General features: G+C 74.4%; 22 protein-coding genes. 14 read left to right on the plus strand and 8 right to left on the minus strand.

Annotated features, from left to right (window positions below; genetic code table 11):
* Positions 1-210: 210 nt before the first annotated feature.
* The 4 genes from VM242_09850 to VM242_09865 all read right to left on the minus strand — a co-directional run bounded on the left by VM242_09850 (position 211) and on the right by VM242_09865 (position 4158).
* Positions 211-1566 carry a peptide ligase PGM1-related protein gene (locus VM242_09850; protein ID HVM05466.1) on the minus strand — a complete coding sequence of 452 codons (1356 nt, stop codon included), beginning with the start codon at positions 1564-1566 and terminating at the stop codon, positions 211-213.
* A gap of 107 nt (positions 1567-1673) precedes the next feature.
* The gene (locus VM242_09855) at positions 1674-2618 is read right to left on the minus strand and encodes an aldo/keto reductase family protein (GenBank protein HVM05467.1); all 945 of its coding nucleotides are present in this window, start codon (positions 2616-2618) and stop codon (positions 1674-1676) included.
* 110 nt (positions 2619-2728) lie between these two features.
* A complete protein-coding gene (locus tag VM242_09860; GenBank protein ID HVM05468.1) occupies positions 2729-3412 on the minus strand; it encodes a hypothetical protein in 684 nt (227 codons plus the stop codon).
* A 149-nt stretch (positions 3413-3561) separates the two neighbouring features.
* On the minus strand, positions 3562-4158 hold the full coding sequence (locus tag VM242_09865; protein HVM05469.1) for a nitroreductase family protein: 597 nt from the start codon (positions 4156-4158) through the stop codon (positions 3562-3564).
* Between the two features lie 111 nt (positions 4159-4269).
* Between VM242_09865 and moeB the strand changes: the two genes are divergently transcribed.
* Complete coding sequence (gene moeB, locus VM242_09870; GenBank protein HVM05470.1) at positions 4270-5457, plus strand: molybdopterin-synthase adenylyltransferase MoeB; 1188 nt, start codon at positions 4270-4272, stop codon at positions 5455-5457.
* A 131-nt stretch (positions 5458-5588) separates the two neighbouring features.
* Positions 5589-7172 carry a methylmalonyl-CoA mutase family protein gene (locus VM242_09875; protein ID HVM05471.1) on the plus strand — a complete coding sequence of 528 codons (1584 nt, stop codon included), beginning with the start codon at positions 5589-5591 and terminating at the stop codon, positions 7170-7172.
* Between the two features lie 17 nt (positions 7173-7189).
* Here the strand turns inward: VM242_09875 and VM242_09880 are convergent, their stop codons facing one another.
* Positions 7190-7603 carry a DUF3052 domain-containing protein gene (locus tag VM242_09880; GenBank protein ID HVM05472.1) on the minus strand — a complete coding sequence of 138 codons (414 nt, stop codon included), beginning with the start codon at positions 7601-7603 and terminating at the stop codon, positions 7190-7192.
* 163 nt (positions 7604-7766) lie between these two features.
* Between VM242_09880 and VM242_09885 the strand changes: the two genes are divergently transcribed.
* Positions 7767-9131: an FAD-dependent oxidoreductase gene (locus tag VM242_09885; protein HVM05473.1), complete on the plus strand. Its 1365-nt coding sequence runs from the start codon at positions 7767-7769 to the stop codon at positions 9129-9131.
* Between the two features lie 9 nt (positions 9132-9140).
* Here the strand turns inward: VM242_09885 and VM242_09890 are convergent, their stop codons facing one another.
* On the minus strand, positions 9141-10943 hold the full coding sequence (locus VM242_09890; GenBank protein ID HVM05474.1) for a biotin carboxylase N-terminal domain-containing protein: 1803 nt from the start codon (positions 10941-10943) through the stop codon (positions 9141-9143).
* Positions 10944-10973: 30 nt separating this feature from the next.
* Here VM242_09890 and VM242_09895 point away from each other — a divergent pair, with 30 nt between their 5' ends.
* Positions 10974-11678 (plus strand): biotin--[acetyl-CoA-carboxylase] ligase, encoded by a 705-nt coding sequence (locus VM242_09895; protein HVM05475.1) that lies wholly within the window; start codon positions 10974-10976, stop codon positions 11676-11678.
* Between the two features lie 97 nt (positions 11679-11775).
* Positions 11776-12693 carry a DUF559 domain-containing protein gene (locus VM242_09900; GenBank protein ID HVM05476.1) on the plus strand — a complete coding sequence of 306 codons (918 nt, stop codon included), beginning with the start codon at positions 11776-11778 and terminating at the stop codon, positions 12691-12693.
* Between the two features lie 37 nt (positions 12694-12730).
* On the opposite strand, the gene VM242_09905 is transcribed toward VM242_09900, so the two are convergent.
* The gene (locus VM242_09905; protein ID HVM05477.1) at positions 12731-13552 is read right to left on the minus strand and encodes an aminotransferase class IV; all 822 of its coding nucleotides are present in this window, start codon (positions 13550-13552) and stop codon (positions 12731-12733) included.
* Positions 13549-14550, minus strand: a complete 1002-nt coding sequence (locus VM242_09910) for an anthranilate synthase component I family protein (GenBank protein HVM05478.1) — start codon at positions 14548-14550, stop codon at positions 13549-13551. The genes VM242_09905 and VM242_09910 overlap by 4 nt, the downstream gene beginning before the upstream one ends.
* A gap of 36 nt (positions 14551-14586) precedes the next feature.
* Here VM242_09910 and VM242_09915 point away from each other — a divergent pair, with 36 nt between their 5' ends.
* The 9 genes from VM242_09915 (at position 14587) to VM242_09955 (ending at position 24308) form a co-directional block, all read left to right on the plus strand.
* A complete protein-coding gene (locus VM242_09915) occupies positions 14587-15729 on the plus strand; it encodes an acyl-CoA dehydrogenase family protein (GenBank protein ID HVM05479.1) in 1143 nt (380 codons plus the stop codon).
* 34 nt (positions 15730-15763) lie between these two features.
* Positions 15764-17197: an LCP family protein gene (locus tag VM242_09920; GenBank protein HVM05480.1), complete on the plus strand. Its 1434-nt coding sequence runs from the start codon at positions 15764-15766 to the stop codon at positions 17195-17197.
* Positions 17198-17216: 19 nt separating this feature from the next.
* Positions 17217-18287 (plus strand): glucose-1-phosphate thymidylyltransferase, encoded by a 1071-nt coding sequence (locus tag VM242_09925; protein HVM05481.1) that lies wholly within the window; start codon positions 17217-17219, stop codon positions 18285-18287.
* Between the two features lie 17 nt (positions 18288-18304).
* Positions 18305-19255: a dTDP-glucose 4,6-dehydratase gene (gene rfbB, locus VM242_09930; GenBank protein ID HVM05482.1), complete on the plus strand. Its 951-nt coding sequence runs from the start codon at positions 18305-18307 to the stop codon at positions 19253-19255.
* A 298-nt stretch (positions 19256-19553) separates the two neighbouring features.
* Positions 19554-20432 (plus strand): dTDP-4-dehydrorhamnose reductase, encoded by an 879-nt coding sequence (gene rfbD / locus VM242_09935; GenBank protein ID HVM05483.1) that lies wholly within the window; start codon positions 19554-19556, stop codon positions 20430-20432.
* Positions 20433-20472: 40 nt separating this feature from the next.
* Positions 20473-21744, plus strand: a complete 1272-nt coding sequence (locus tag VM242_09940) for a UDP-glucose/GDP-mannose dehydrogenase family protein (protein ID HVM05484.1) — start codon at positions 20473-20475, stop codon at positions 21742-21744.
* Positions 21741-22682: a UDP-glucuronic acid decarboxylase family protein gene (locus VM242_09945; protein ID HVM05485.1), complete on the plus strand. Its 942-nt coding sequence runs from the start codon at positions 21741-21743 to the stop codon at positions 22680-22682. Before VM242_09940 ends, VM242_09945 begins: the two co-directional genes overlap by 4 nt.
* Complete coding sequence (locus tag VM242_09950) at positions 22672-23424, plus strand: glycosyltransferase family 2 protein (protein ID HVM05486.1); 753 nt, start codon at positions 22672-22674, stop codon at positions 23422-23424. Before VM242_09945 ends, VM242_09950 begins: the two co-directional genes overlap by 11 nt.
* Positions 23425-23444: 20 nt before the next feature.
* On the plus strand, positions 23445-24308 hold the full coding sequence (locus VM242_09955; GenBank protein ID HVM05487.1) for a glycosyltransferase family 2 protein: 864 nt from the start codon (positions 23445-23447) through the stop codon (positions 24306-24308).
* The last annotated feature ends 4 nt before the right edge of the window (positions 24309-24312 follow it).

Here is a 24312-nt window from a genome sequence, read left to right on the forward strand (position 1 = left end):
CACCCGCGCCGGCTCGTTCCGGCGGCACACCCGGGCGGATAACGCCCCTCCCTGCCGCCGGAACCGCTGCTGACCATCCTCGGCGGCGACGGCTGACCCGCCGCGCCACCGGCGCCGGCGCGTCCCGGCGGCAGATCCGGGCGCATAACGCCCCTTCCTGCCGCCGGAACCGCTGGTCGCCTCCTGAGCGACGGCGGCTGACGGGCGGGCTCAGGCCTCGACGACGGCGTTCAGCTCGGCGGACCGCTGCTCGGCGTCCTCCAGGGTGTCGCCGATGCAGGTGGCCCCCATCTTCCCGAACCGGGGGATGGCGCCCATCAGGTGCAGGCACACGCCGGTGGCCGTCGCCGGGTCGTAGGCGATGCCGGCCCGGTCGACCGCCTCGATCACGTCGGCCGGGGTGCGGCCCACCAGCCGCTCGGACTTGAGGTTGTCGGTGGCGACGTAGCGCTTCGGCACCCCGCCCGCCAGCAGCTCGCCCGAAGCGACGTCGTACGTGCCGCCGGTGGCGAGCCGGGTCATCCAGTAGGGGTGGGTGGTGCCGCCCATGCGCAGGTTGATCTCGCTCAGGTAGACGTCGAAGCCGTCGCCGACGGGGACCACGATGAAGTCGATGCCGAACGAGCCGATGACGCCCTCGCCCGCCAGCACGTCGGCCACCGCCAGCGCCGCCTCCTGGATGAGGATGCGGTAGCGGGGGTCGGCCGGGAAGCGGCACCCGAGGTAGACGTGGTTGCTGGGCCCGCCCAGGACCTGGTCGTGGGTGGAGACGACCTCGAACGAGCGGTCGGGCGCGATGCGCACCTGGACGCTGGGCGACACCACGTCGGGCGAGCGCAGCAGCTCCTCCACGATGCCGCCGCTGGCCTCGATCTTCGCCCCGAACGACGGCCACGACTCGTCCGACGCGCAGAACGTGGTGGCCGACAGCGGCAGCGGCGACGCCAGCCCGGCCAGGTCGATGAGCGCGTTGCCCTGCCCGGAGAACCCGTGGTTGAGCTTCACCACCACCGCCTCGGCGCCCGGCCGCCGCTCCCGCAGCCGGTGGATGGCGGCCTCGACGTCCTCCAGCGAGAACAGGCCCTCGTCGCCCTCCAGGACGGCCACCCCGGCCCGGCGGGCGACCCGGCGGGAGCCCGTCTTGGAGCCGAGGTGGACGAGGTCGGGGTGGGGCCCGTAGAAGGGCAGTCCGAGCTGCTCGCTGAGGTCGTGCTCGGCGGGCGTCATGTTGAACGGCAGGACGTGGGCGTCGTCCGCCTGCCCGGCCAGCTCCCGAACGCGGGCGACCACCTCGGGGCGGTGGAGCAGCTTCTCGGTGAGGGGCAGGGGCGACGGGTCGTCCAGCGTCATCATGGTGAGGCGGGCCCGGGCGCCCGCCGCGTCGGGCACGAAGCGCAGGTAGTACTCGACGATGGCCTCGTCCACCGGGAGCGACGTCAGGTACACCATGCGCAGCTCGGGCCGGCGCAGCAGGAGCGTGGTGAACAGCAAACGCTCCTCGTAGAACTGGATGCCGGTGATCTTCCGCAGCTCGGCCACCGCGAAGGTGGGCGACGGGAGCACCACCAGCGTGCCCGTGCCGGGATCGGTGGCGTGCCGGCGGCCGCGGCCCTCGGCGAAGGCGCGCTGGCGGTCGTGCCACGACGACGGAGGGGCCTCCGCCCCGGCCGGGATCAGAGGACCGCCCCCGCGAGCGCCTCGTCGACGGCGGCGAGGACCTCGGCGGAGAGCGCCACGCCGGCCGCGGCCGCGTTCTCCCGCACCTGCTCGGGGCGGCTGGCGCCCACGATGGCGGACGACACCACCGGCGGGCGGAGGACCCACGCCAGGGCGAGCTGGGCCATGGTCAGCCCTGCCTTGTCGGCCACCGGGACCAGGCGCTGGACGGCGGCCAGCAGGTCGTCGCCCCGCCACCGCTTCATCCAGTGGCCGACCGCCGGGTCGGCGGCCCGGCTGCCCCCCGGCGGCGGCGAACCGGGCCGGTACTTGCCGGTGAGGACGCCCTGGGCGAGGGGCGACCACACGATGTTGCCGATGCCCTCCCGGCGGCACAGCGGGAAGACCTCGGCCTCGGGCCGCCGCCACAGCATCGAGTACTGCGGCTGGCTGGACACGAACCGGGCGACGCCGTCGACGGCGTGGGCGGCCCGGACCTGGTCCGCCGTCCACTCGCTGAAGCCCAGGTAGCGGGCCTTTCCCTGGTCGACGAGGTGGGTGAGCGCCTCCATCGTCTCCTCCAGCGGTGTGTCCGGGTCGTAGCGGTGGCACTGGTAGAGGTCGACGTGGTCGGTGCGCAGGCGGCGCAGCGAAGCGTCGCACTGCTTGGCGATCTGGGCGGCCGACAGCCCCCGGTCGGTGTCCGACATCGGGAAGTAGGCCTTGGTGGCCAGGACGTAGCTGGACCGGTCGACGCCGGCCAGCGCCTCGCCCAGGAACGACTCGGCGGCGCCGCGGCCGTAGACGTTGGCGGTGTCGAAGAGGTTGATCCCCACGTCGAACGCGGCCCGGATGCAGGCTTGGGCACGCTCGGCGTCCACCGCCGACCCGTAGGTCAGCCACGACCCGAGGCTGATCTCGGACACCTCGAGGTCGCTCGCCCCCAGTCGCCGGTAGTGCACCCGGACTTGCTACCAGAACCGGGCGCGCAGGCGGCGACGCGCCCGGCCCGGCGGGCGACCGCCGGTCGTTCAGGCCGCGACGCGCCGGGCCCCGGGTCGACCGCCGTTCGTCAGGCGGCGGGAGCGGGCGACGAGCCCTCGGCGGCCGGGTCGACGGTGGACGCCGCCCGCAGCGCCCGGCGGTGGCGGTCCCAGGCCCACGCCGCCGACTCCCGGGCCAGCGCCGGGTGGTAGCGCCAGCGCAGGAGCTGGCGCTCGGCCGCCTCGAGGTCCTCGCCCAGCTCCAGCAGCGACAGGGCGAGCTGGCGGCCGCGGCGGCGCATGGCCTCCAGGGCGGGGACCCGGAGGTCCGCCTCCTGGAGGGCCTGGTGCTGGGCCTGGAGCACGGCCGGCAGCCGGAGCACCTGGCGGCGGTTCAGCGGCGGGACCTTGCGCCGCACGGCGAGGACGGGGTCGCCGTGCGGCTGCGCCAGGTCGAACTGCACGAGGCGGGTGAGCGCCCGCATGAACGGCGAGTTGCGCCCCCCCTTGTCGCCCAGCCCGAGGCAGCGGGCCGTCTCGGCGAGGGGCAGGTCGAAGCCGGCCGGGTTCGCCTCCAGGCCGGCGACCAGCCGCCGCAGCAGCCAGGTGGTCGACGGGCCGAGGATTCCCAGCCAGTACGTCTCGACGTAGGCGGAGCGGGGGTCGTGCCCGAGCGAGTCGATGACGTCGTCGGGCCACGGGCGGATGGCGAGGGAGCCGGCGGGCTCCGGCGAGTCGGGCGCGGAAAGGGACGGGACGAGCGGGGCAGGCATTTGGTGGCCTCCACGGCGGCGGGGTGCGGCGAGCGGGAGCGAGGAAGTGCGTTTCGATATATTCCATGCCCTTCTGCCCCGCCTGTCAAGGCCCAAATGCCGTGACACGCTGGCCCGTGCCGGTTCGTCGACCGGCCGGTCCGCCCGGGCTACCAGCCGCCCCGGTGGACCACCTGGTGCAGCGGCCGGCGGCCCCGGACTAGCGTCGAGGACGGCCGGTCGTCGCCCGCCGGGTGGCCGAGCGCCACGGCGCCGATGGGGTGGAGCTCGGGCGGGACCCCGAGGTCGGCCAGCAGCGCCTCCCCGCCGTCCGGGAGGGCGAAGAACAGGGCGCCCAGCCCCTCGTCGACGGCGGCCAGCAGCAGGATCATGGTGGCGAAGGCGCAGTCGACGTCCCAGTAGGGCACCCGCCACCGCTGCTCGTCGGGTGGGACCGAGCCCTTGTCGGGCTCGGCGTAGCGGTCGAGGTACGCCTTCGGGGAGGCCAGGGGGAGCACGAGCACGGGCGCCCGCAGGAGCCCCGGCCACGGGAAGGCCTCCCGCCGCTCCGGGGGCAGCGTGCGGCTCCAGAAGCGCGCCGTCTGCTCCGGCTCGTCGAGCACCACGAACGCCCACCCCTGGGTGAACCCGGCCGACGGGGCGCGCACGGCGGCGGCCAGGAGCCGGTCCACCACGGCGCGGTCGACGGGCCGGCCGTCGTAGCTGCGCACCATCCGGCGGCGGCGGACGACCTCGGCCAGCTCCATGCCCGGACGTTAGGACGGCCCCGCCCGTGCGGTTGGGGAATGTCGACCGATCAGGTAGGGTTTAGCTCGGGGAAACACCGAACACCCGTCGTCGGAAGGTTGGTCGCAACGATGCCCTCGAGCCGTGAGCTGCTCGCCCAGGTCAAGGCCCACATCACCGAGGTCGACGCGGCGACGGCCCAGGCCCGTCTGCGCGAGAGCGTCGTGCTGGACGTGCGGGAGCCCGACGAGTACGCGCAGGGCGCCATCCCGGGCGCCGTGCACCTCGTCCGGGGCCACCTCGAGATGCAGGTCGAGGGCAAGATCCCCGACAAGTCCAAGCCGGTGATCGTCCACTGCGCCAGTGGCGTCCGCTCCGCCTTCGCGGCCAAGACGCTCCAGGACCTGGGCTACACGAACGTCGCCAGCCTGGCCGGCGGCTTCAACCGGTGGAAGGACGAGGGCCGCCCGTGGTCCGAGCCCCGCACCCTGTCGGCCGACCAGCGCAACCGCTACCACCGCCACCTCCTGCTGCCCGAGGTGGGCGACCGGGGCCAGCAGAAGCTGCTGGACGCCAAGGTCCTGTTGCTGGGCGCCGGCGGCCTGGGGTCGCCCGCCGGGCTGTACCTGGCCGCCGCCGGTGTGGGGACGCTGGGCGTCATCGACATGGACGTGGTCGACGCGTCCAACCTCCAGCGCCAGATCCTCCACAACATGGACCGGATCGGCGACCGCAAGGTGGACTCGGCCAAGAAGACGCTGACCGCCCTCAACCCCGACGTGAACGTCGCCACCTACGACGTGCGCCTGGGCGCCGACAACATCCTCGACATCATCGATGGCTACGACGTGATCGTCGACGGCACCGACAACTTCCCGACCCGCTACCTGGTCAACGACGCCTCGTTGCTCAAGAGGATCCCGGTGGTCCACGGGTCGATCTTCCGGTTCGAGGGCCAGGCCACGGTGTTCGCGCCCTACGAGGGCCCCTGCTACCGCTGCATGATCCCCGAGCCGCCCCCCGCCGAGCTGGCGCCGTCGTGCGCCGAGGCGGGCGTGCTCGGCGTCCTGCCCGGCATCGTCGGCAGCATCCAGGCCATGGAGGCCATCAAGATCGTCCTCGGCCTGGGCGACCCCCTCGTCGGCCGCCTGCTCGCCTACGACGCCCTCGAGCAGTCGTTCCGGACGTTCAAGGTCCACCGGGACCCCGAGTGCCCGGCGTGCGGGCCGAACGCCGGCCCCATCACCATCGCCGAGTACGACGAGCTGTGCATGCCGCACCCTGTCGCCGTCGGAAGCGGAGCTTCCTCGGCGAGCTGATCGGGCAGGGCCGGCCGGCGGAGCCGGCCGGCCCTGCGCTGACACCTCGTCGCCGCCAGCCGGCGAGGGCCGCCTCTGGCGGCCGTCGGGCGGCCGCCGGCGCCCGTAGCCGACCTCTAGCCTCCCCTCTCGTGACGGGCGACTCGCGCTGGACGGACTCCGGGATCGTGGTCCGGCCGCTCTACACCGCCGGCGATCTGGTCGGCTGGGACCCCGGCGCCGCGCTCGGGCTGCCGGGGTCGCCGCCCTACACCCGGGGCGTGCACCCGTCCATGTACCGGGGGCGCCTGTGGACCATGCGGCAGTATGCCGGGTTCGGTGACGCCGAGGCGACCAACGAGCGGTTCCGCTTCCTGCTCGACGCCGGCCAGACCGGCCTGTCGTGCGCCTTCGACCTGCCCACCCAGATGGGCTACGACTCGGACCACCCGCGAGCGGAGGGCGAGGTGGGCCGCGTCGGCGTCGCCATCGACACGGTGGACGACATGCGCCTGCTCCTCGCCGGCCTGCCCCTCGACCGGGTCACGACGTCGATGACCATCAACGCCACGGCGGCGGTCCTGCTGCTGCTCTACCAGCTGGTCGCCGAGGAGCAGGGCGTGGCGCCCGACCGGGTCCGGGGGACGGTCCAGAACGACATCCTGAAGGAGTACGTGGCCCGGGGCACGTACATCCACCCGCCCCGGCCGTCCATGCGGCTGGTCACCGACCTGTTCGCGTACTGCCGGCGGGAGCTCCCGGCCTGGAACACCATCTCGGTGTCCGGCTACCACATCCGGGAGGCGGGCTCGACGGCCGTGCAGGAGCTGGCCTTCACGCTGGCGGACGGCATCGCCTACCTCCGGGCGGCGGTGGACGCCGGCCTCGCCGTCGACGACGTGGCGCCCCGAATGAGCTTCTTCTTCAACGGCCACAACAACCTCTTCGAGGAGGTGGCCAAGTTCCGGGCCGCCCGCCGCATGTGGTCCCGCATCGTGACCGAGCGGTTCGGCGCCCGGGACGAGCGGTCGGCCCAGCTGCGCTTCCACACCCAGACGGGCGGGTCCACCCTCACCGCCCAGCAGCCCGACAACAACGTGGTGCGGGTGACGCTCCAGGCGCTGGCCGCCGTGCTCGGCGGCACCCAGAGCCTCCACACCAACGGGTTCGACGAGGCGTTCGGGCTCCCCACGACGCGGGCCGCCCGGCTGGCCCTGCGCACCCAGCAGGTGATCGCCCACGAGTCGGGCGTCGCCGACACCGTCGACCCCCTGGCCGGGTCGTACTTCGTGGAGACGCTCACCGACGAGGTGGAGGCGGCGGCCCAGGCCTACCTCGACCGCATCGACGCCCTGGGCGGCGCGGTGGCCGCCATCGAGGCCGGCTTCCTCCAGGACGAGGTGGAGAAGGCGGCGTACGCGGCCGCCCGCGCGGTCGAGTCGGGCGACAAGGTCGTGGTGGGCGTCAACCGGTTCGCCGGCGGCGAGGCGGCGGGCGCCGAGCTGCTCCCCGCCGACCCCGCCCTCGAGCGCCGCCAGGTCGACCGCGTGCGCGCCGTGCGGGCGGCCCGCGACGGGGCGGCGGTGCGGGGTGCGCTCGACGCCGTGGCCGCCGCCGCCCGGGGCGGTGACAACCTGCTCTACCCGATGAAGGAGGCGTTGCGGGCCCGGGCCACCCTGGGCGAGGTGAGCGACGTGCTGCGGGCGGAGCTGGGAACGTACGAGCCCGGCGGCTGACCGTCGGGCCCGGGCGTTCAGGGCTTCGGGCGGTCCCCGACCCGGTGGACGAACCGCAGGCCCGACCACACCTCGTCGATGGCGCAGACCTTGTTGTCGACCAGCCCGGCGTCGAGGCCGAAGGGCTGGACGACCTCGAACGACAGGTCGGTGGCGACGCCCGACGCCTTCTTGGGCCACGCCACCCACAGCCCTCCGTCCCACGCCAGGGCCCTCCTGGCCGCCAGGAACCGCCGGCGCAGCCCCGCCGCCGAGGTGGCGAACACGACGATGACGTCCACCGGGTGGCGCAGCCGGGACGGCACGGTGACGCCCTCGTCGGAGAACCGCTCGGCGAAGCCGGGCGGTGCTCCCGGGAACGCCACCGCATGCCCCGGCTTCATGCCGAGCTTGCGGGGGAGCGGCGTGCCCGAGTACCCGGCGGGTCTCATCGGCGGCGGCGGGCGTGGACGTGGGCGGCGCGGGGCCGGCGGGCCTCGGCCGGGAGGTGGAGGCGCTCGTCGGGCGGGGCCACGGCTCCCGTCCTACCCGGCGAGCGGGCCCGCCGGCAACCGGCGGTCGGGCGGCGCCGCGCCAGCCGTTAGCCTCGGCGGCGTGGCCACCGTGCGGTTCGTGATCCTCGGCGCCGGGCCGGCCGGCGTCCAGGCCGCCACGTCGGCCGCCCGCATGGGCGCCGAGGTCACCGTCGTCGAGCGCGACGTGATGGGCGGCGCCGCCAACCTCTGGGACTGCATCCCGTCCAAGGCCATGATCGCCACCGGCGGGGTGCTGTCGCTGGTGCACCGGTCCGAGGGCATGGGCCTGGCCCGCCTCCAGGCGACGGTCGACCTGCCCGCGCTGCGCGAGCGCATCAACGCCGTCTCCGACCACCTCCGGGCGTCGGTGTGCGACCTCCTCGACGACCAGGGCGTGCGGGTCGTCCGCGGCACCGGCCGCATGAAGGGCCCGCACGAGGTGGTGGCCGAGACGGAGGGCGGCCTGGTGGAGCTGTCGGCCGACGCCGTGCTGCTCGCCACCGGCAGCCGTCCGCGCATCCCGGACTGGGCAGCGCCCGACGGCGAGCGCGTCCTCACCACCCGCCAGGCCTACCCGCCCCCCGAGCTCCCCCGGCACCTGGTGGTGATCGGATCGGGTGTCACGGGCGTGGAGTTCGTGCACATGTTCCGCTCGTTCGGGGCCGGGGTCACCCTGATCGTGAGCCGCCAGCAGGTGCTCCCCCAGAAGGACGCCGAGGTGGCCGCCGCCCTGGAGGACGACTTCCTGCGCTCGGGCGTCTCCCTCTACAAGGGGGCGCGGGCCGTCGGCATCGACCGCGAGGGCGACGAGGTGGTGGTCCGCTGCGACGACGGCCGCGTCGCCCGGGGGTCGCACGCCCTGCTGGCCGTCGGCTCGATCCCCAACTCCGAGGGCCTGGGGCTGGAGGCGGCCGGCGTCGAGGTGGACGCCGGCGGCTACGTGCCGTGCAACCACCACTGCCAGTCCAACGTGGCGCACGTCTACGTGGGCGGGGACCTGTCGGGGAAGCTCCCGCTGGCGTCGGTGGCGTCGATGCAGGGGCGCAAGATCGCCGAGCACGTGATGGGCCTGCACACCCGCCAGCACCGCCACCTCGACTACGACAAGGCGGCCAGCGCCATCTTCACCGAGCCCGAGATCGCCGACGTGGGCCTGGCCGAGGCGGAGGCGTTCGCCATCGGCCGCAAGATCCGGGTCACCAAGGTGCCGTTCGCCTCCAACCCCCGGGCGCTCATCGACGGCGACCCCCGCGGGTTCGTGAAGATCGTCTCCGACCCGGCCACCGGCGTGGTGCTCGGGGGGTCGATCGTGGGGCGGGGGGCGGCCGAGCTCATCTCGGTCATCGCCCTGGCCGTCAGCGCCCACCTCAAGGTGAGCGAGATCGTCGAGAGCCTGCTCGTGCACCCGGCGCTGGCCGAGGCCCTCTCCGACGCCGCCGAGTAGCGAAGCCGCCTACTCCACCACCGCGAGCACGTCGCCGGCGCTGACGGTGTCGCCGGCGGCGACGTGGAGCTCGCGCACCGTCCCCCCCGCCTCGGCCGTCACGTTGTTCTCCATCTTCATCGCCTCCAGCACGCAGATGGTCTGCCCCGCCTGCACGGTGTCGCCCACGGCCGCGACCACGGCGACGACCGTGCCCTGCATGGGCGCCACGACGGTGCCGCTCGACGGGCGGGCGGCGGCGGCTGCTGCGGGCCGGGGCCGCGGGCGCCCCGCCGCCGATGCCGGGCGCCCGCCCAGGGTGGACGCCGCCGCCGGCGGGCCGGCGGGGACGATGTCGGGCACCCACACGCTCACCCGGTAGCGCCGGCCGTCGACCTCCACGTCCACGTCGCGGCGCACCCGGCCGTCGGCGGTGGGCGCGGCGCCTGCCGCGGTGGCCGCCCCGGCGGTGGCCACGGGCGCCAGCGCCGAGAGGTCGAGGTCGCGCTCGACCCAGTTGGTGTCGTGGCGGCCGGCGACGAAGTCGGCGTGCTCCAGCACGGCCAGCTGGGCGGGGATGGTGGTGGGGACGCCCTCGATCTCGGTCTCCCGGAGGGCCTGGACCATCCGGCGCCGGGCCGTCTCCCGGTCCGGCCCCCACGTCACGATCTTGGCCATGAGGCTGTCGTAGGCGCCGGGCAGGACGTCGCCCTCCTGGTAGCCGGCGTCCACCCGCACGCCGATGCCGGCGGCCGGTCGGAACCGGCTGATGGTGCCCGGCGACGGGAGGAAGCGCCCGCCGGTGGGGTCCTCGGCGTTGACCCGGCACTCGATGGCGGCGCCCGTGCGGACGACGTCGGCCTGGGTGAGGGGGAGGCGCTCGCCGCTCGCCACCCGCAGCTGGAGCTCGACCAGGTCCAGCCCGGTGACGACCTCGGTGACCGGGTGCTCGACCTGGAGCCGGGTGTTCATCTCCAGGAAGAAGAACCGGCCGTCCTGCACGAGGAACTCGACGGTGCCGGCGTTGACGTAGCCGCAGGCGGCGCCGACGTGGACGGCCGCCTCGCCCATGGCGGCACGCATGGCGTCGTCGAGGCCGGGGGCGGGCGTCTCCTCGATGAGCTTCTGGTGGCGCCGCTGCACGGAGCAGTCGCGCTCGCCCAGCCAGACGCCGTTGCCGGCGGCGTCGAACAGGACCTGGACCTCGACATGGCGGGGCCGGGGCAGGTAGCGCTCCACGTAGCAGTCGGGATGGCCGAAGCCCGCCTTGGCCTCCCGCTGCGCCGACTCCAGGGCGGCGGCCGCGTCGGCGGCACCGTGGACCACGCGCATCCCCCGTCCGCCGCCGCCGTAGGACGCCTTGACGGCGACCGGCCAGCCGTTCTCGTCGCCGAAGGCGACGACCTGGGCGGCGTCGGTGAGCACCTCGGTGGTGCCCGGCACCGGCCTCACGCCTGCGTTGGCGGCGGTGATGCGGGAGCTGACCTTGTCGCCCATGGCCTCCATGGCCTCGGGCGGCGGGCCGATCCAGACGAGCCCGGCGTCGGCCACCGCCCGGGCGAAAGAGGCGTTCTCGGAGAAGAACCCGTAGCCGGGGTGGACGGCGCCGGCGCCGCTGCGGCGGGCGGCGTCGAGGATCTTGGCGGCGTCGAGGTAGCTCTCGGCCGCCGCCTCCCCGCCCAAAGCGAAGGCGGCGTCCGCCAGCCGCACGTGCAGGGCGTCCCGGTCGAGCTCGGAGTACACGGCCACCGTCTCGACGCCGAGCGCCCGGCACGTGCGGATGACCCGCACGGCGATCTCCCCCCGGTTGGCGACGAGGACCCTGGCCAGCATGGCGCATATGGTTAGCGCATCGACTGGGACGTGCGCCGGTCGGCGGAGGTCGACTCGACCAACCGGGTCGCCCTCGACCTGGCCCGCTCCGGTGCGCCCGAGGGCGTGGTCGTGGCGGCCTGCTCGCAGACGGCCGGACGGGGCCGGCGGGGCCGGACGTGGGATGCGGCGCCGGGTTCGGCGCTGCTCGTGTCGGTCCTGCTCCGGCCGGCGTCGGGTGCCGCCCCGCTGCACCTGGCCGTGGCGGTGGTGTCGCTGGCCGCGGCCGACGCGTGCGAGGCGGTGGCCGGGTTCCGGCCCGGCCTCAAGTGGCCGAACGACCTGGTGGTGGGCGACCGCAAGCTGGCCGGAGTCCTGGCCGAGGTGGCGGGCGACGCCGTGGTGGTCGGAGTGGGCCTCAACGTGGCGTCGGCCGCGCCCTGGCCGCCGGGCGCGGTGGCGGCCGAGGAGGTCGCCGGCCGCTCGGTGGCGGTCGACCGGCTGCTGGACGCGTTCCTGGCGGCCCTGGGCGGGCGCTACCCGCCCGGGGACTGGGCGGCCGTCGCCTCCGAGTACCGGCGGGCGTGCACGACGATCGGCCGTGTGGTGCGGGTGGACCTGCCCGACGGGTCCTTCACCGGGGCCGCCGCCGACGTCTCCGACGACGGCCGTCTCCTCGTCGACGTCGGCACGTGCCGGCGCGCCGTCGAGGCCGGCGACGTCGTCCACCTCCGTCCCACCCCCGCGCCAGACTGAGGGCCCACCTCCCCCCGCTCGACGACGACGCGTTCTCTGGACGGATCTCGCCGCATACCGGCTGTCGACGTCCAGAGAACGGCGAAAGGGAGGACGGATGGACGCCATGGAGGCGCTCGACCGGCTGGGAGCAGCCCAGCACGGGCTGGTCACCGGCGCCCAGGTGGACGGCGCCGGGTGGGCGGCGAGCGGGCGGCGGCGGCTGGTGGCCGCCGGCCGCCTGCTCGTCGTGCGGCCCGGGGTGTACCGGCTGGCCGGGGCGCCGGTGACCTGGGAGCAGGGCGTGCTGGCGGCGGTGCTCGCCGCCGGGCCGGGGGCCGTGGTGTCCCACCGGTCGGCGGCTCGGCTCTGGGGCCTGCTCGACGGCGACGTGCTCGAGCTCACGGTCCCCGCCCACCGCCGGCCCCGCCTCGGCGGTGCCGTCGTGCACCGTTCGGCGGACGTGGCGGGCGCACCGGTGGTCCGCCGGCGTGCCGTGCCGGTGACGTCGCCGCTGCGCATGCTCGTCGACCTCGGCGCGGTTCTCGATGCCGGTGCGGTCGAGGATGTCCTCGACCGCACCCTGGAGCGGCGCCTGGTCACCCTGGCCGGCGTCGAGCGGGCACTGGCGGAGCTGGCAGGCCGCGGGCGGGCCGGGGCCGGGGTGTTGCGCGCCGTCCTGGAGCACCGGGCCCTCGGTTCGGCGCGGCCGGAGAGCCTGCTCGAGCCCCGGATGGCGCGGCTCATCCGCGACGCCGGCCTCCCCTCGGCCGCCTTCCAGCACGAGGTCCGCCACGCCGGCCGTCTCGTCGCCCGGGTCGACTTCGCCTACCCCGACGTGCGCCTCGCCGTCGAGGTCGACGGCTGGGGCTCCCACTCGTCGCCGCGCGCCTTCCAATCGGACCTGGCCCGCCAGAACGCCCTCGTCGCCCTGGGCTGGACGGTGCTGCGGTTCACGTGGCCCGACGTCGTCCGCCGCCCGGCGATCGTCGGCACCGACATCCGCCGCGTTCTCCGGACGCTACGCACCGCATAGCGGCGGTTTCGGTCCAGAGAACGACGGGCCCGGGGGCTCAGGGGTCGAGGTCGGTCCCGACGATGGCGGTGAGGGCGGCGGCCGCGGCCGACGTGAGGGGACCGGGGCACGACGGCAGGGGGCGGCCGTCGACGGCGGAGATGGGCTGCACCTCGCGCGTGGTGGACGTGAGGAAGGCCTCGTCCGCCTCGGCCAGGGCCGATACGGGCACGTCCTCCTCGGCCGCCCCGCACGCCTCGATCACGAGGGCGCGGGTGACGCCGGCCAGGCACCCGGCGGACAGCGGCGGCGTCACCAGCCGGCCGCCCACCCCGAGCACCACGTTCGACCCCGTCCCCTCGCACAGGCTGCCGGCCAGGTTGGCGAAGATCGCCTCCGACGCCCCCCGCCGGCGGGCCCACTCGACGGCGACCACGTTCTCGCCGTACGACGTCGTCTTCAGGCCGGCGAGCGCCCCCCGCTCGTTGCGGGGCCACGGTACGACGGCGACCTGCACCGACGGCGGCCACGCCGGCAGTGCCCCGGGCACCACCAGCACCGTCGGCCCAGCCGAGCCGCGGGCCGACCCCATGGGCCCGGGCCCGCCGGTGAGCGTGATCCGCAGGGCGGCGTCGCCCAGGCCGTTGGCGGCGGCGACCGCGTCCAGCGCCTCCCGCAGCACCCCCGCCGGCGGCGCCACCAGCCCCATCCCCGCCGCCGACGCCGCCAGCCGCGCCAGGTGACGGCGGACGGCGAACGGGCGGCCCCCGTACGTCTTGAGCGTCTCGAACACGCCGTCGCCCACGGTGAGCCCGTGGTCGGACACCGAGACGCACGCCGAGCGGGCGTCGACCAGCGAGCCGTTCATCCAGACCTTCACGAGGACGCCACCGCCAGCAGCCGCCGGGCCTTGAGCTCGGTCTCCTCCCACTCGCCCTCCTCCGTCGAGTCCCACGTGATGCCGCCGCCCGTCCCCAGGTGGACCTCGCCCGCCTCGATCCACAGCGTGCGGATGGCGACGTTGAGGTCGCCCCGCCCGGCGTCGCCGTCCACCCACCCGACGGCGCCGCAGTACGGCCCCCGGGGGACGGGCTCGAGCTTGTGGATCGTCGCCATGGCCGCCAGCTTGGGGGCGCCGGTGACCGACCCGGGCGGGAAGGTGGCGCCGACCAGCTCGGGCCACCCGGCGTCGGCCCGCAGCCGCCCCCGCACCGTCGACACCAGGTGGAACAGGCCCGGGTGCGGCTCCACCTCGCACAGCCCGGTCACCTCCACCGACCCGTATTCGCAGACGCGGCCGAGGTCGTTGCGCACCAGGTCGACGATCATGACGTTCTCGGCCCGGTCCTTGGCGAGGAACCCGTCGGCCGTGGCCGCCGTCCCCTTGATCGGCGACGACTCCACCACCCGGCCGGCCCGGCGGAGGAAGCGCTCGGGCGACGCCGAGGCGACGTGCAGGCCGAGGGCCGGGAGGCGCACCACCGCCGAGTAGGGCGCCGGGTTGCCGGTGGCCAGCGCCGCGCCCAGGGCGGCGACGTCGGCGTCGGCCGGGGCGGGCGCCGACAGCCGGCGGGTGAGGTTGACCTGGTACACGTCGCCCTCGGCGATCGCCGCCCGGACGGCGGCCACGCCGGCGCAGAACGCCGTGCGGTCGAGGCTGGACCGCCACGACGAGCGGGGCGGCCCCACCCAGGGCCGGCCCGGCCAGGGCGTGGCCGGCCGGACCCGCGAGAAGCGGGCGCACACGGGCGGGCCGTCGAAGGGGAGCACCACCGCCCAGAACCCCGGCCCGTCCAGGGCCGACAGGTCGGAGGTGACGTCCACCAGCCCCGTGGCCAGCCGGCCGCCGACCACGGCGAGCGGCGCGGGTCCGGGCACGGGCGGAGCCTACGATCGGCGCCCCAGGAGGACGCCGTGGACTTCGAGCTGTCGCCCGAGCAGGAGCAGTTCCGGACGGTGGTGCGCGACTTCGCCGCCGCCGAGATCGCCCCGCACGCCGAGGCCTGGGACCGGGACCACGTCTTCCCGGTGGGCACGGTGCGGGCCATGGGCGACCTCGGGCTGTTCGGCCTGCCCTTCCCCGAGGAGTACGGCGGGTCCGGCGCCGACCTGACCACCCTGTGCGTCGCCGTCGAGGAGGTGGCGCGCGTCGACCAGTCCCTCGCCGTCACCCTGGAGGCGGCCGTCGGCCTGGGCGCCACGCCCATCTTCCGGTTCGGCTCCGAGGAGCAGCGGCGGCGCTGGCTCCCCGACCTGTGCGCGGGCCGCTCGCTGGCCGCCTTCGGCCTGACCGAGCCCGAGGCGGGGAGCGACGCCGGCGCGGTGCGCACGCGCGCCGACCTCGACGGCGGCGACTGGGTCGTCAACGGCGAGAAGGCGTTCATCACCAACTCGGGGACGCCGATCACGGCGCTGGTCAACGTGACGGCCCGCACGGGCCCGGGCGAGGTGTCCACCATCCTCGTGCCCGCCGGGACGCCCGGTCTCGACGTCCAGCCGGCGTACCGGAAGATGGGTTGGCACGCCTCCGACACCCACGGCCTGGTCTTCACCGACTGCCGCGTGCCGGCCGGGAACCTCCTCGGGGAGCGGGGCCGGGGCATGGCCGAGTTCCTCGCCGTGCTCGACGAGGGCCGGGTGGCGCTGGCCGCCCTCGCCCTCGGGGTGATCGAGGCGTGCCTGGCGGCCAGCACGGCCTACGCCAAGGACCGCTCCGCCTTCGGCCGGCCCATAGGGGCCAACCAGGCCATCGCCTTCAAGTGCGCCGACCTGGCGGTGGCCGCCGACGCCGCCCGCCTCCTCACCTACCGGGCGGCGTGGCTGCGGGACACGGGCCGGCCGTTCAAGCGGGAGGCGGCCATCGCCAAGCTGTACGCCACCGAGGCGGCCGTCACCGCCACCCGGGAGGCGACGCAGGTGTTCGGCGGCTACGGGTTCATGGACGAGACGCCGGTCAGCCGCTTCTACCGCGACGCCAAGGTGCTCGAGATCGGCGAGGGGACGAGCGAGGTGCAGCGGCTGGTCATCAGCCGCTCGCTCGGGTTGCCGGTGACATGAGTCCCGAGAGGGGCCGCTGCTAGCCTCGGCCGCCGTGGTCATCGAACCGGGCGAGGTACGACCGCGCCGGTGGCCCCGCCGGCTGCTGATCGGCGCCAACGTCCTCGTCGCCGTCTGCCTGGTCGTCACCGGCGTCACCTACGCCTACCTCCGCTGGCAGTTCGGCAAGGTCGACAAGATCGACTTCGCCTGCGACGTCCTGCGCAACTGCGGCGACGACGACCCCGGCCGGCCCATGAACGTCCTGCTGGTGGGTTCCGACAGCCGGGCCGAGATCTCGCCCGAGGAACGCGAGCAGTTCGGCACCGAGGGGCAGGTCGGCAGCCAGCGCAGCGACACCATCATCATCCTCCACGTCGACCCCGACGCCGAGAAGGCCCGGCTCATGTCCATCCCCCGGGACCTCTCCGTCCCCATCGCGGGCAGCGAGGACGCCGGCCCGCGGCGCATCAACACTGCCTTCGCCCAGGGCCCCGAGGTGCTCATCGCCACCCTGCGCGACCAGCTGGGCATCGAGATCGATCACTACGCCCAGGTCGACTTCAACGGGTTCCGGGGGATCGTGGACGCCATCGGCGGGGTGGAGATGTACTTCCCGTCGCCCGTGCGGGACACCGTCTCGGGCCTCGACATCGCCGAGCCCGGGTGCGTCCATCTCGACGGCGACCGCGCCCTCGCCTTCGTGCGCAGCCGGAACTACCAGTACCAGGACGGCGGCAGGTGGCGGGTCGACCCCACGGCCGACATCGGCCGCATCGAGCGCCAGCAGACCTTCATCCGCCGGGTCATCGGCAAGGCCTCGCAGGTGGGCCGCAACCCGGTGAAGCTGAACTCGATCATCAACAGCGCGGTGCCGAACGTGAAGATCGACAAGGCGTTCTCCACCAAGGACATGCTCCGCCTGGCCAAGCGCTTCCGCTCGCTGGAGGCCGACGCCGTCGAGATGCTCCCCCTGCCCACCGTCCAGACCCGTGAGGGCGGCGCCGCCGTGCTCAAGCTCAAGCAGCCGGAGGCCGGCGAGATCATCGACCGGTTCGTCGGCCGCGCCGATCCGGTGCAGCCGGCCGGCCCGCCGCCCAAGGTCCTCGCCGGCACGGTCAGCGTCCGGGTCCTCAACGGGACGGGAACGGGCGGGCAGGCGGGGACGACGGCAGCGGCGCTGCGGGAGGCCGACTTCTCGGTGGCGGCCACCGGCGACGCCGACCGGTTCGGCTACCCGCGCACCGCGATCCGCTACGCCAAGGGCCAGCTCCCCAAGGCCCAGCTGCTCCAGGCCTACGTGGAGGGCCCCACCCAGCTGACCGAGGACACGGCGCTGCGGGGCGGCGACCTGGTGCTGGTCACCGGCGGCGGCTTCCAGGGCATCCGGGAGGCCCCGGGCGCCGCACCGGCGGCCACCGCCCCCACGACCGCCGCCCCGACCGCCGCCACCACGGCGGCGCCCGCGCCGGCCGAGCCGGCGTGCTGAGCACATCGAGGAGCACGACGTGAAGGGCCTGATCCTGTCGGGCGGCGCCGGCACCCGGCTCCGGCCCATCACCTACACCAGCGCCAAGCAGCTCGTCCCGGTCGCCAACAAGCCCATCCTGTTCTACGGCCTGGAGGACATGGCCGCCGCCGGCATCAACGAGATCGGCATCGTGATCGGCGACACCGGCGACGAGATCAAGGCGGCCGTCGGCGACGGCTCGCGCTGGGGCCTGGACGTCACCTACCTGCCGCAGGACGCCCCGCTGGGACTGGCCCACTGCGTCCTCATCGCCCGCGACTTCCTGGGCGACGACGACTTCGTCATGTACCTGGGCGACAACCTGCTCCAGCAGGGGTTGAAGGAGTTCGTGGACCACTTCGAGGAGGACCGGGAGGACGTCGCCGCCCAGATCCTCCTGTGCAAGGTCCCCGACCCGCAGCGCTTCGGGGTGGCCGAGCTGGACGCCAGGGGCGAGGTGGTGCGGCTGGTGGAGAAGCCGGCCGAGCCGCCCTCGGACCTCGCCCTGGTGGGGATCTACCTGTTCGACGCCTCGATCCACGACGCGGTGCGGGCCATCGGGCCGTCGGCCCGCGGCGAGCTGGAGATCACCGACGCCATCCAGACGCTGGTCGACCGGGGCCACCGGGTGCGGGCCCAGGTGCTCGACGGCTGGTGGATCGACACCGGCAAGCTGACGCCGCTGCTGGAGGCCAACCGCCTCATCCTGGAGACGCTGGACCGGAGCATCGCCGGCTCGGTCGACGAGGACAGCCGGATCGACGGTCGGGTCGTCGTGCAGCCGGGAGCCGAGGTCGTCCGGTCGACGGTGCGGGGCCCGGCCATCATCGGCGAGGGCACCCGCATCGTGGACTCCTACATCGGCCCCTTCACCGCCGTGTACCACGACTGCCTGGTGGACGGGTCGGAGGTCGAGCACTCGGTGGTGCTGGAGCACAGCCGGATCGTGGAGGCGGGCCGCCTCATCGACTCCCTGATCGGCCGCTCGGTGGAGGTCACCCGCAGCGCCGAGCGGCCCCGTGCCAACCGGCTGGTGCTGGGCGACCACAGCGTGGTCGACCTGGGCTGAGCCGGTAGCCTCCTCCTGTGAAGCTGCTCGTCACCGGCGGAGCCGGGTTCATCGGGTCGAACTACGTCCGCCACGTCCTGGCCACCAGCGACGACGAGGTCACCGTCTTCGACCTGCTGACCTACGCCGGCAACCTGGCCACCCTGGCCGACCTCGACGACGACCCCCGCTACCGGTTCGTCAAGGGCGACGTGGGCGACCGGGAGGCGGTCGAGCAGGCCATGGCCGGGCACGACGCGGTGGTCCACTTCGCGGCGGAGAGCCACGTCGACCGCTCCATCGTGAGCCCCGACGAGTTCGTGCACACCAACTGCCAGGGCACCAACGTGGTGGTGGACGTGGCCCGCCGCCTCGGGACCGAGCGGGTGCTGCACATCTCCACCGACGAGGTCTACGGCTCGGTGGAGACGGGGTCGTCGCTGGAGTCCGACCCCCTCGCGCCCCGCTCGCCGTACAGCGCCTCCAAGGCCGGCTCCGACCTGATCGCCCTCTCGTACTTCACCACCTACGGGGTGCCCGTGATGGTCACCCGGTCGTCGAACAACTTCGGGCCCTACCAGTACCCCGAGAAGGTCATCCCGCTCTTCGTCACCAACCTGCTGGACGGCCGGCCCGTGCCCCTCTACGGCGACGGCATGAACGTGCGGGACTGGTGCCACGTGGACGACAACTGCGCCGCCGTCGACCTGGTGCTCCGAGAGGGGCAGCCAGGGGAGATCTACAACGTGGGCGGCGGGAACGAGGTCCCCAACCGGGCGTTGGTCGACATGATCCTCGCCCTGCTGGGCGCCGACGAGTCGATGGTGAGCTACGTGCCCGACCGGCTCGGCCACGACCGCCGGTACTCGGTGGACTGCTCCAAGGTGCGGCGCCTGGGCTGGGAGCCGTCCCGGAGGCTGGACGAGGCCCTGGCCGCCACCGTCGACTGGTACCGCGACAACCGCTGGTGGTGGGAGCCGTTGAAATGATCCTCCTCGCTCGCTGCGCTCCGCTCGGAGGAGCTGACCGTGCTCCGGCCGGCCGGCGGAGCCGGCCGGCCTCCGCTCGACGACTCGTCGGCGGGCCGGCTGGGCCGGCCCGCGTGGCCGCCGGCCATCGGGGCCGCCTGCGGCGGCGTGCGTGGCCGGCGGCCCTGGCGACCGAGCCGGCGGCCCTGGCGACCGAGCCGGCGGGCCTGGCGACCGTGCCGGCGGGCCTGGCGACCGCGCCGGCTGCGCTGGCGACCGCGCCGGCTGCGCTGGCGGGCCTGGCGCCTCGGGGCTGCTCGTGAGGGTGTTCGTGACCGGGGGTTCGGGGCAGCTCGGTTCCGAGGTGGTCTCGGCCTTCGCCGGCCACCGCGTCGTGGCGCCCGACCAGGCGGACTTCGACCTGGCGTCGCGGGACTCGGTGCTGCAGGGCATCACGTCGATGGCGCCCGACGTGGTCGTGCACGCGGCGGCGTGGACCGACGTCGACGGGTGCGAGCAGGATCCCGACCGGGCGTTCCTGGTCAACGCCTTCGGGACCCGCCACGTGGCCGAGGCGGCGCGCATCGTCGGCGCCCGCGTCGTCTACGTGTCGACCGACTACGTCTTCCCGGGCGACAGCGGGCGGCCCTACGACGAGTGGGACGCCACCGGGCCGATCTCGGTGTACGGGCGGTCCAAGCTCGGTGGCGAGCACGAGCTCGACCCGGGCTCGACGATCGTCCGCACGTCGTGGGTGTGCGGCCGGCACGGGAGGAACTTCGTGAAGACGATGCTGCGGGCGGCGTCGGCGCCGCCCCCCGAGGGCCTCGCCGTGGTCGACGACCAGCACGGCTGCCCGACCTTCGCCGACGACCTGGCCACCGCCGTCGCCCGCCTCACCGTGGCCCGCCTGCCCGGCGTGTTCCACGTCACCAATGAGGGCCGGACCACGTGGTTCGAGTTCGCCCGGGACATCATCGCCGCCGCCGGCGGGGACCCCGACGTGGTCCGTCCCATCGCCACCGCCGATCTCCGCCCGGCCCGTCCCGCACCCCGGCCCGCCTGGTCGGTGCTCGACAACGCCGCCCTGCGCCTGGCCGGCCTGCCCCTGCTCCCGCACTACCGCGAGTCGCTGGACCGCCTGGTCGCCGAGCTCACCGGGCGGCGGGCGGCGACCGCCGCCCCCGCCGCCCCGTGAGCGCCGCCGTGCCGGCCCCCGGGGCCCCGGGAGGCCGGTCGTGAGCCGGGTCGCGGTGGTCGGCACCGGCTACGTGGGGCTGACGACCGGTGCCTACCTCGCCCACCTGGGCCACGACGTCGTGTGCGCCGACGTGGTCCCCGAGAAGGTGGAGCGCCTCAACCGGGGCGAGATCCCCATCTTCGAGGCGGGTCTGGAGGAACTGGTGCGCGAGGGGCTGGACGGGCGTCGCCTGTCGTTCGTGCTGGGGGCCCACCAGGCGGTGCCCGACGCCGAGTTCGTCTTCCTGTGCGTACCCACGCCCCAGGGCGACGACGGGTCGGCCGACATGAGCTACGTGCAGTCGGCGGCCCGCCAGATCGGGCCGTTGCTGGCCACCGACGCCGTGGTCGTCAACAAGTCGACCGTCCCCGTCGGGTCGACGCTGGTCGTCGAGCAGGCCCTCGGGCGCGACGACGTGTCGGTGGTGTCGAACCCGGAGTTCCTCCGTGAGGGCTCGGCCGTGCACGACTGCCTGCACCCCGACCGGATCGTCATCGGCAGCGTCGACCACCGCGCCGCCATGCGGGTGGCGTCGCTGTTCGAGCGCCTGGAGGCGCCGCTCATCGTCACCGACCCGGCGTCGGCCGAGACGATCAAGTACGCGTCGAACGCCTTCCTGGCCACCAAGGTGTCGTTCGTCAACGCCGTCGCCAACCTGTGCGAGGCGGTGGGCGCCGACGTCCGCGAGGTCGTGCTCGGCATGGGGTACGACAAGCGCATCGGTTTCGAGTTCCTCAAGCCGGGGCCCGGCTGGGGCGGCTCGTGCTTCCCCAAGGACACCAGGGCGCTCATCCGCATCGGCGACGACGCCGGCTACGACTTCAGCCTCCTGCGGGGCGTCGTCGGGGTCAACGACCAGCAGCGCGAGCGTGTCGTGTCGAAGGTCGAGCGGATGGTGGGCGGCTCGCTGGACGGTGCCAACGTCGCCGCGTGGGGGCTCACCTTCAAGGCCCGTACCGACGACACCCGCGACTCGCCCGCCCTCGACGTCATCCGCCGCCTCCAGGCGCGAGGCGCGACGGTGCGGGCCTACGACCCGGCGGCCGCGCCCGCCGGGCTCGACGACATCACCAGGGTCCCGGACCCCTACGCCGCCTGCGAGGACGCCGAGGTGCTCGTCGTGCTCACCGAGTGGGACGACTTCCGGTGGCTGGACCTCGACAAGGTCCGCGACGTGATGGCGCACGCCCGCCTGGTGGACGCCCGGAACCTCATCGACCCGGCGGTGGCGCGCCGCAAGGGGTTCGCCTACGAGGGCATGGGCCGGTGAGGGTGGTGGTGGCCGGCGCCGCCGGCTTCCTGGGCTCGCACCTGTGCGACCGCCTGGTCGAGCGGGGCGACGAGGTGGTGGGCGTGGACAACCTGCTCACCGGCCGCCTCGCCAACCTCGATCACCTCTTCGGGCACGAGCGCTTCACGTTCCTGCACCACAACGTCTCGGAGTTCGTGCACGTGGCCGGGCCGGTGGACGCCGTCCTCCACTTCGCCAGCCCCGCCTCGCCGGCCGACTTCGAGCGCATGCCCATCCAGATCCTCAAGGTCGGCAGTCGCGGCACGCACCACCTCCTCGGCCTGGCCAAGGACAAGGGCGCCCGCTTCTTCCTCGCCTCGACCAGTGAGGTCTACGGCGATCCTCTCGTCCATCCGCAGCCCGAGGACTACTGGGGCAACGTCAACCCGATCGGCCCGCGCGGCGTCTACGACGAGGCCAAGCGGTTCGCCGAGGCGATGACGATGGCGTACCACCGCTACCACGGCGTGGACGTGCGCATCGTCCGCATCTTCAACACCTACGGGCCCCGCATGCGGCCCGACGACGGGCGGGCGGTGTCGAACTTCCTCGTCCAGGCGCTGCTGGGCAAGCCTCTCACCGTGTACGGCGACGGGTCGCAGACCCGGAGCTTCTGCTTCGTCGACGACGAGGTGCGCGGCTTCCTCGGGCTCCTGGGCTCCGACCACGTCGGCCCCGTCAACGTGGGCAACCCGGGCGAGTACACCGTGCTCCAGCTCGCCCAGCTGGCCGTGGAGGTCACCGGGTCGACCTCGGAGATCGTGTTCGAGCCGCTGCCCGTCGACGACCCGGCCCGCCGCCGGCCCGACATCTCCCTGGCCCGCAGCCTGTTCGGCTGGGAGCCCGAGGTCGACCTGCGCTCCGGCCTGGTGCGCACGGCCGAGTACTTCCGGGAGCTGGTCGCCGGTGGCCGCTGACCGGGCGTCGGGCCCCGGCACGGCCCCCCCGCCGTACAAGCGCCTCTCCGTCCTGGTCCCCGTGTACAACGAGCGCGCGACGGTGGGCGAGATCCTCCGCCGCATGCGCCGCGTCGAGCTGCCGGGCGACCTCGACCTGGAGATCGTGGTCGTGGACGACGGCTCCACCGACGGGACCGACAAGGTCCTCTCGGCCATCGAGGACTCCACCGTGCTGGTGCTCAGCCACGACGCCAACCGGGGCAAGGCGGCCTGCATCCGCACCGCGCTGGCCAGGGCCCGGGGCGACGTCGTGCTCATCCAGGACGCCGACCTGGAGTACGACCCCGAGGACTGGCCGGCCTTGCTGGCCCCGCTGCTGCGGGGCCGGGCCCAGGTGGTCTACGGGAGCCGCTTCCTCGGCGCCCGGCGCACCACGAGCTACACCACCCACCTCGGCAACCGCTTCCTCTCGCTGGCCACCGACATCCTCTACAACACGAACCTTTCCGACCTGGAGACCTGCTACAAGCTGTTCGACCGCAGGGTGCTGGACGGGATCACCATCGAGTCCGAGCGCTTCGAGTTCGAGCCCGAGGTGACGGCGAAGCTCCTGCGGGCCGGGGTGCGCATCTACGAGGTGCCGATCTCGTTCGTGGGCCGGGAGGACGGCGAGGGCCGGAAGTACGAGCGGCGGGACACCTGGCGGGCGCTGCTGGCGCTGGTCCGGTACCGCTTCGCCCGCTCCGGTCGGCCGGGTTGAGCGCCGGCCACTCGCAGTCCGTGAGCGCCGTGTCCGTGAGTGCCGTGGTCGTGAACTTCAACGCGCGGGAGCACCTGCTGGAGTGCGTGCGCAGCCTGCGGGCCGAGGGCGTGGACGACGTGGTGGTGGCCGACAACGACTCGGCCGACGCTTCCACGTGGGCGCTGGCGTCGTCCGACCCCGACGCCCGCATCGTGGCCACGGGGGGCAACGTCGGCTACGGGACGGCGGCCAACCGGGGGGCGGCGGTCGCCTCCGGCGAGCTCCTCCTCGTCTGCAACTCCGACGTGGTCGTGGAGCCGGGCTCGGTGAAGGCGATGGCCGACGCCCTCGCCGCCGACCCCGCCGTCGCCCTCGTCGGCCCCCTGGTGGAGAACCTGGACGGGACCGTGTACCCGACGCCGCGGACGTTCCCGGACCTGGGCGTGGCGGTCGGCCACGCCTTCCTCGGGATGGTGGCGCCCGGCAACCGGTTCACCCGCCGCTACCGGATGCTGGACGCCGACCGCAGCCGGCCGGCGGCCGTCGACTGGGTCTCGGGAGCCTGCTTCCTCGTCCGCCGGACGGCGTGGGAGGAGGTCGGCGGCTTCGACGAGTCGTACTTCATGTACGCCGAGGACGTGGACCTGTGCTGGCGCGCCCACCGGGCCGGGTGGAAGGTCGCCTTCGAGCCCTCGGCCCGGGTGGTGCACGTCCAGGGCGTCTCCAGCGACCTGGCCCCGTACCGCATGATCGTGGAGCACCACCGGTCGCTCCTCCGCTTCTACCGGCGCACGACGACGGGGGCCAGGGCCGCCCTGGTGCCGGTCGTCGCGGCCGGGCTGGCGGTCCGGGCGGCGCTGGCCTGCGCCCGTCGCTCCGTGGAGAGCCTGCGGGCACGGTAGCTTC

It is taken from the genome of Acidimicrobiales bacterium, from assembly GCA_035540975.1.
GTDB lineage: Bacteria > Actinomycetota > Acidimicrobiia > Acidimicrobiales.

Excerpts from the sequence above, each read along its gene's own strand:
- VM242_09880 (HVM05472.1), bottom strand. The coding sequence starts at position 7,603 with ATGAGACCCGCCGGGTACTCGGGCACGCCGCTCCCCCGCAAGCTCGGC.
- VM242_09860 (HVM05468.1), bottom strand. The coding sequence starts at position 3,412 with ATGCCTGCCCCGCTCGTCCCGTCCCTTTCCGCGCCCGACTCGCCGGAG.
- VM242_09900 (HVM05476.1), top strand. The coding sequence starts at position 11,776 with ATGGACGCCATGGAGGCGCTCGACCGGCTGGGAGCAGCCCAGCACGGG.
- VM242_09865 (HVM05469.1), bottom strand. The coding sequence starts at position 4,158 with ATGGAGCTGGCCGAGGTCGTCCGCCGCCGCCGGATGGTGCGCAGCTAC.
- moeB (HVM05470.1), top strand. The coding sequence starts at position 4,270 with ATGCCCTCGAGCCGTGAGCTGCTCGCCCAGGTCAAGGCCCACATCACC.
- VM242_09890 (HVM05474.1), bottom strand. The coding sequence starts at position 10,943 with ATGCTGGCCAGGGTCCTCGTCGCCAACCGGGGGGAGATCGCCGTGCGG.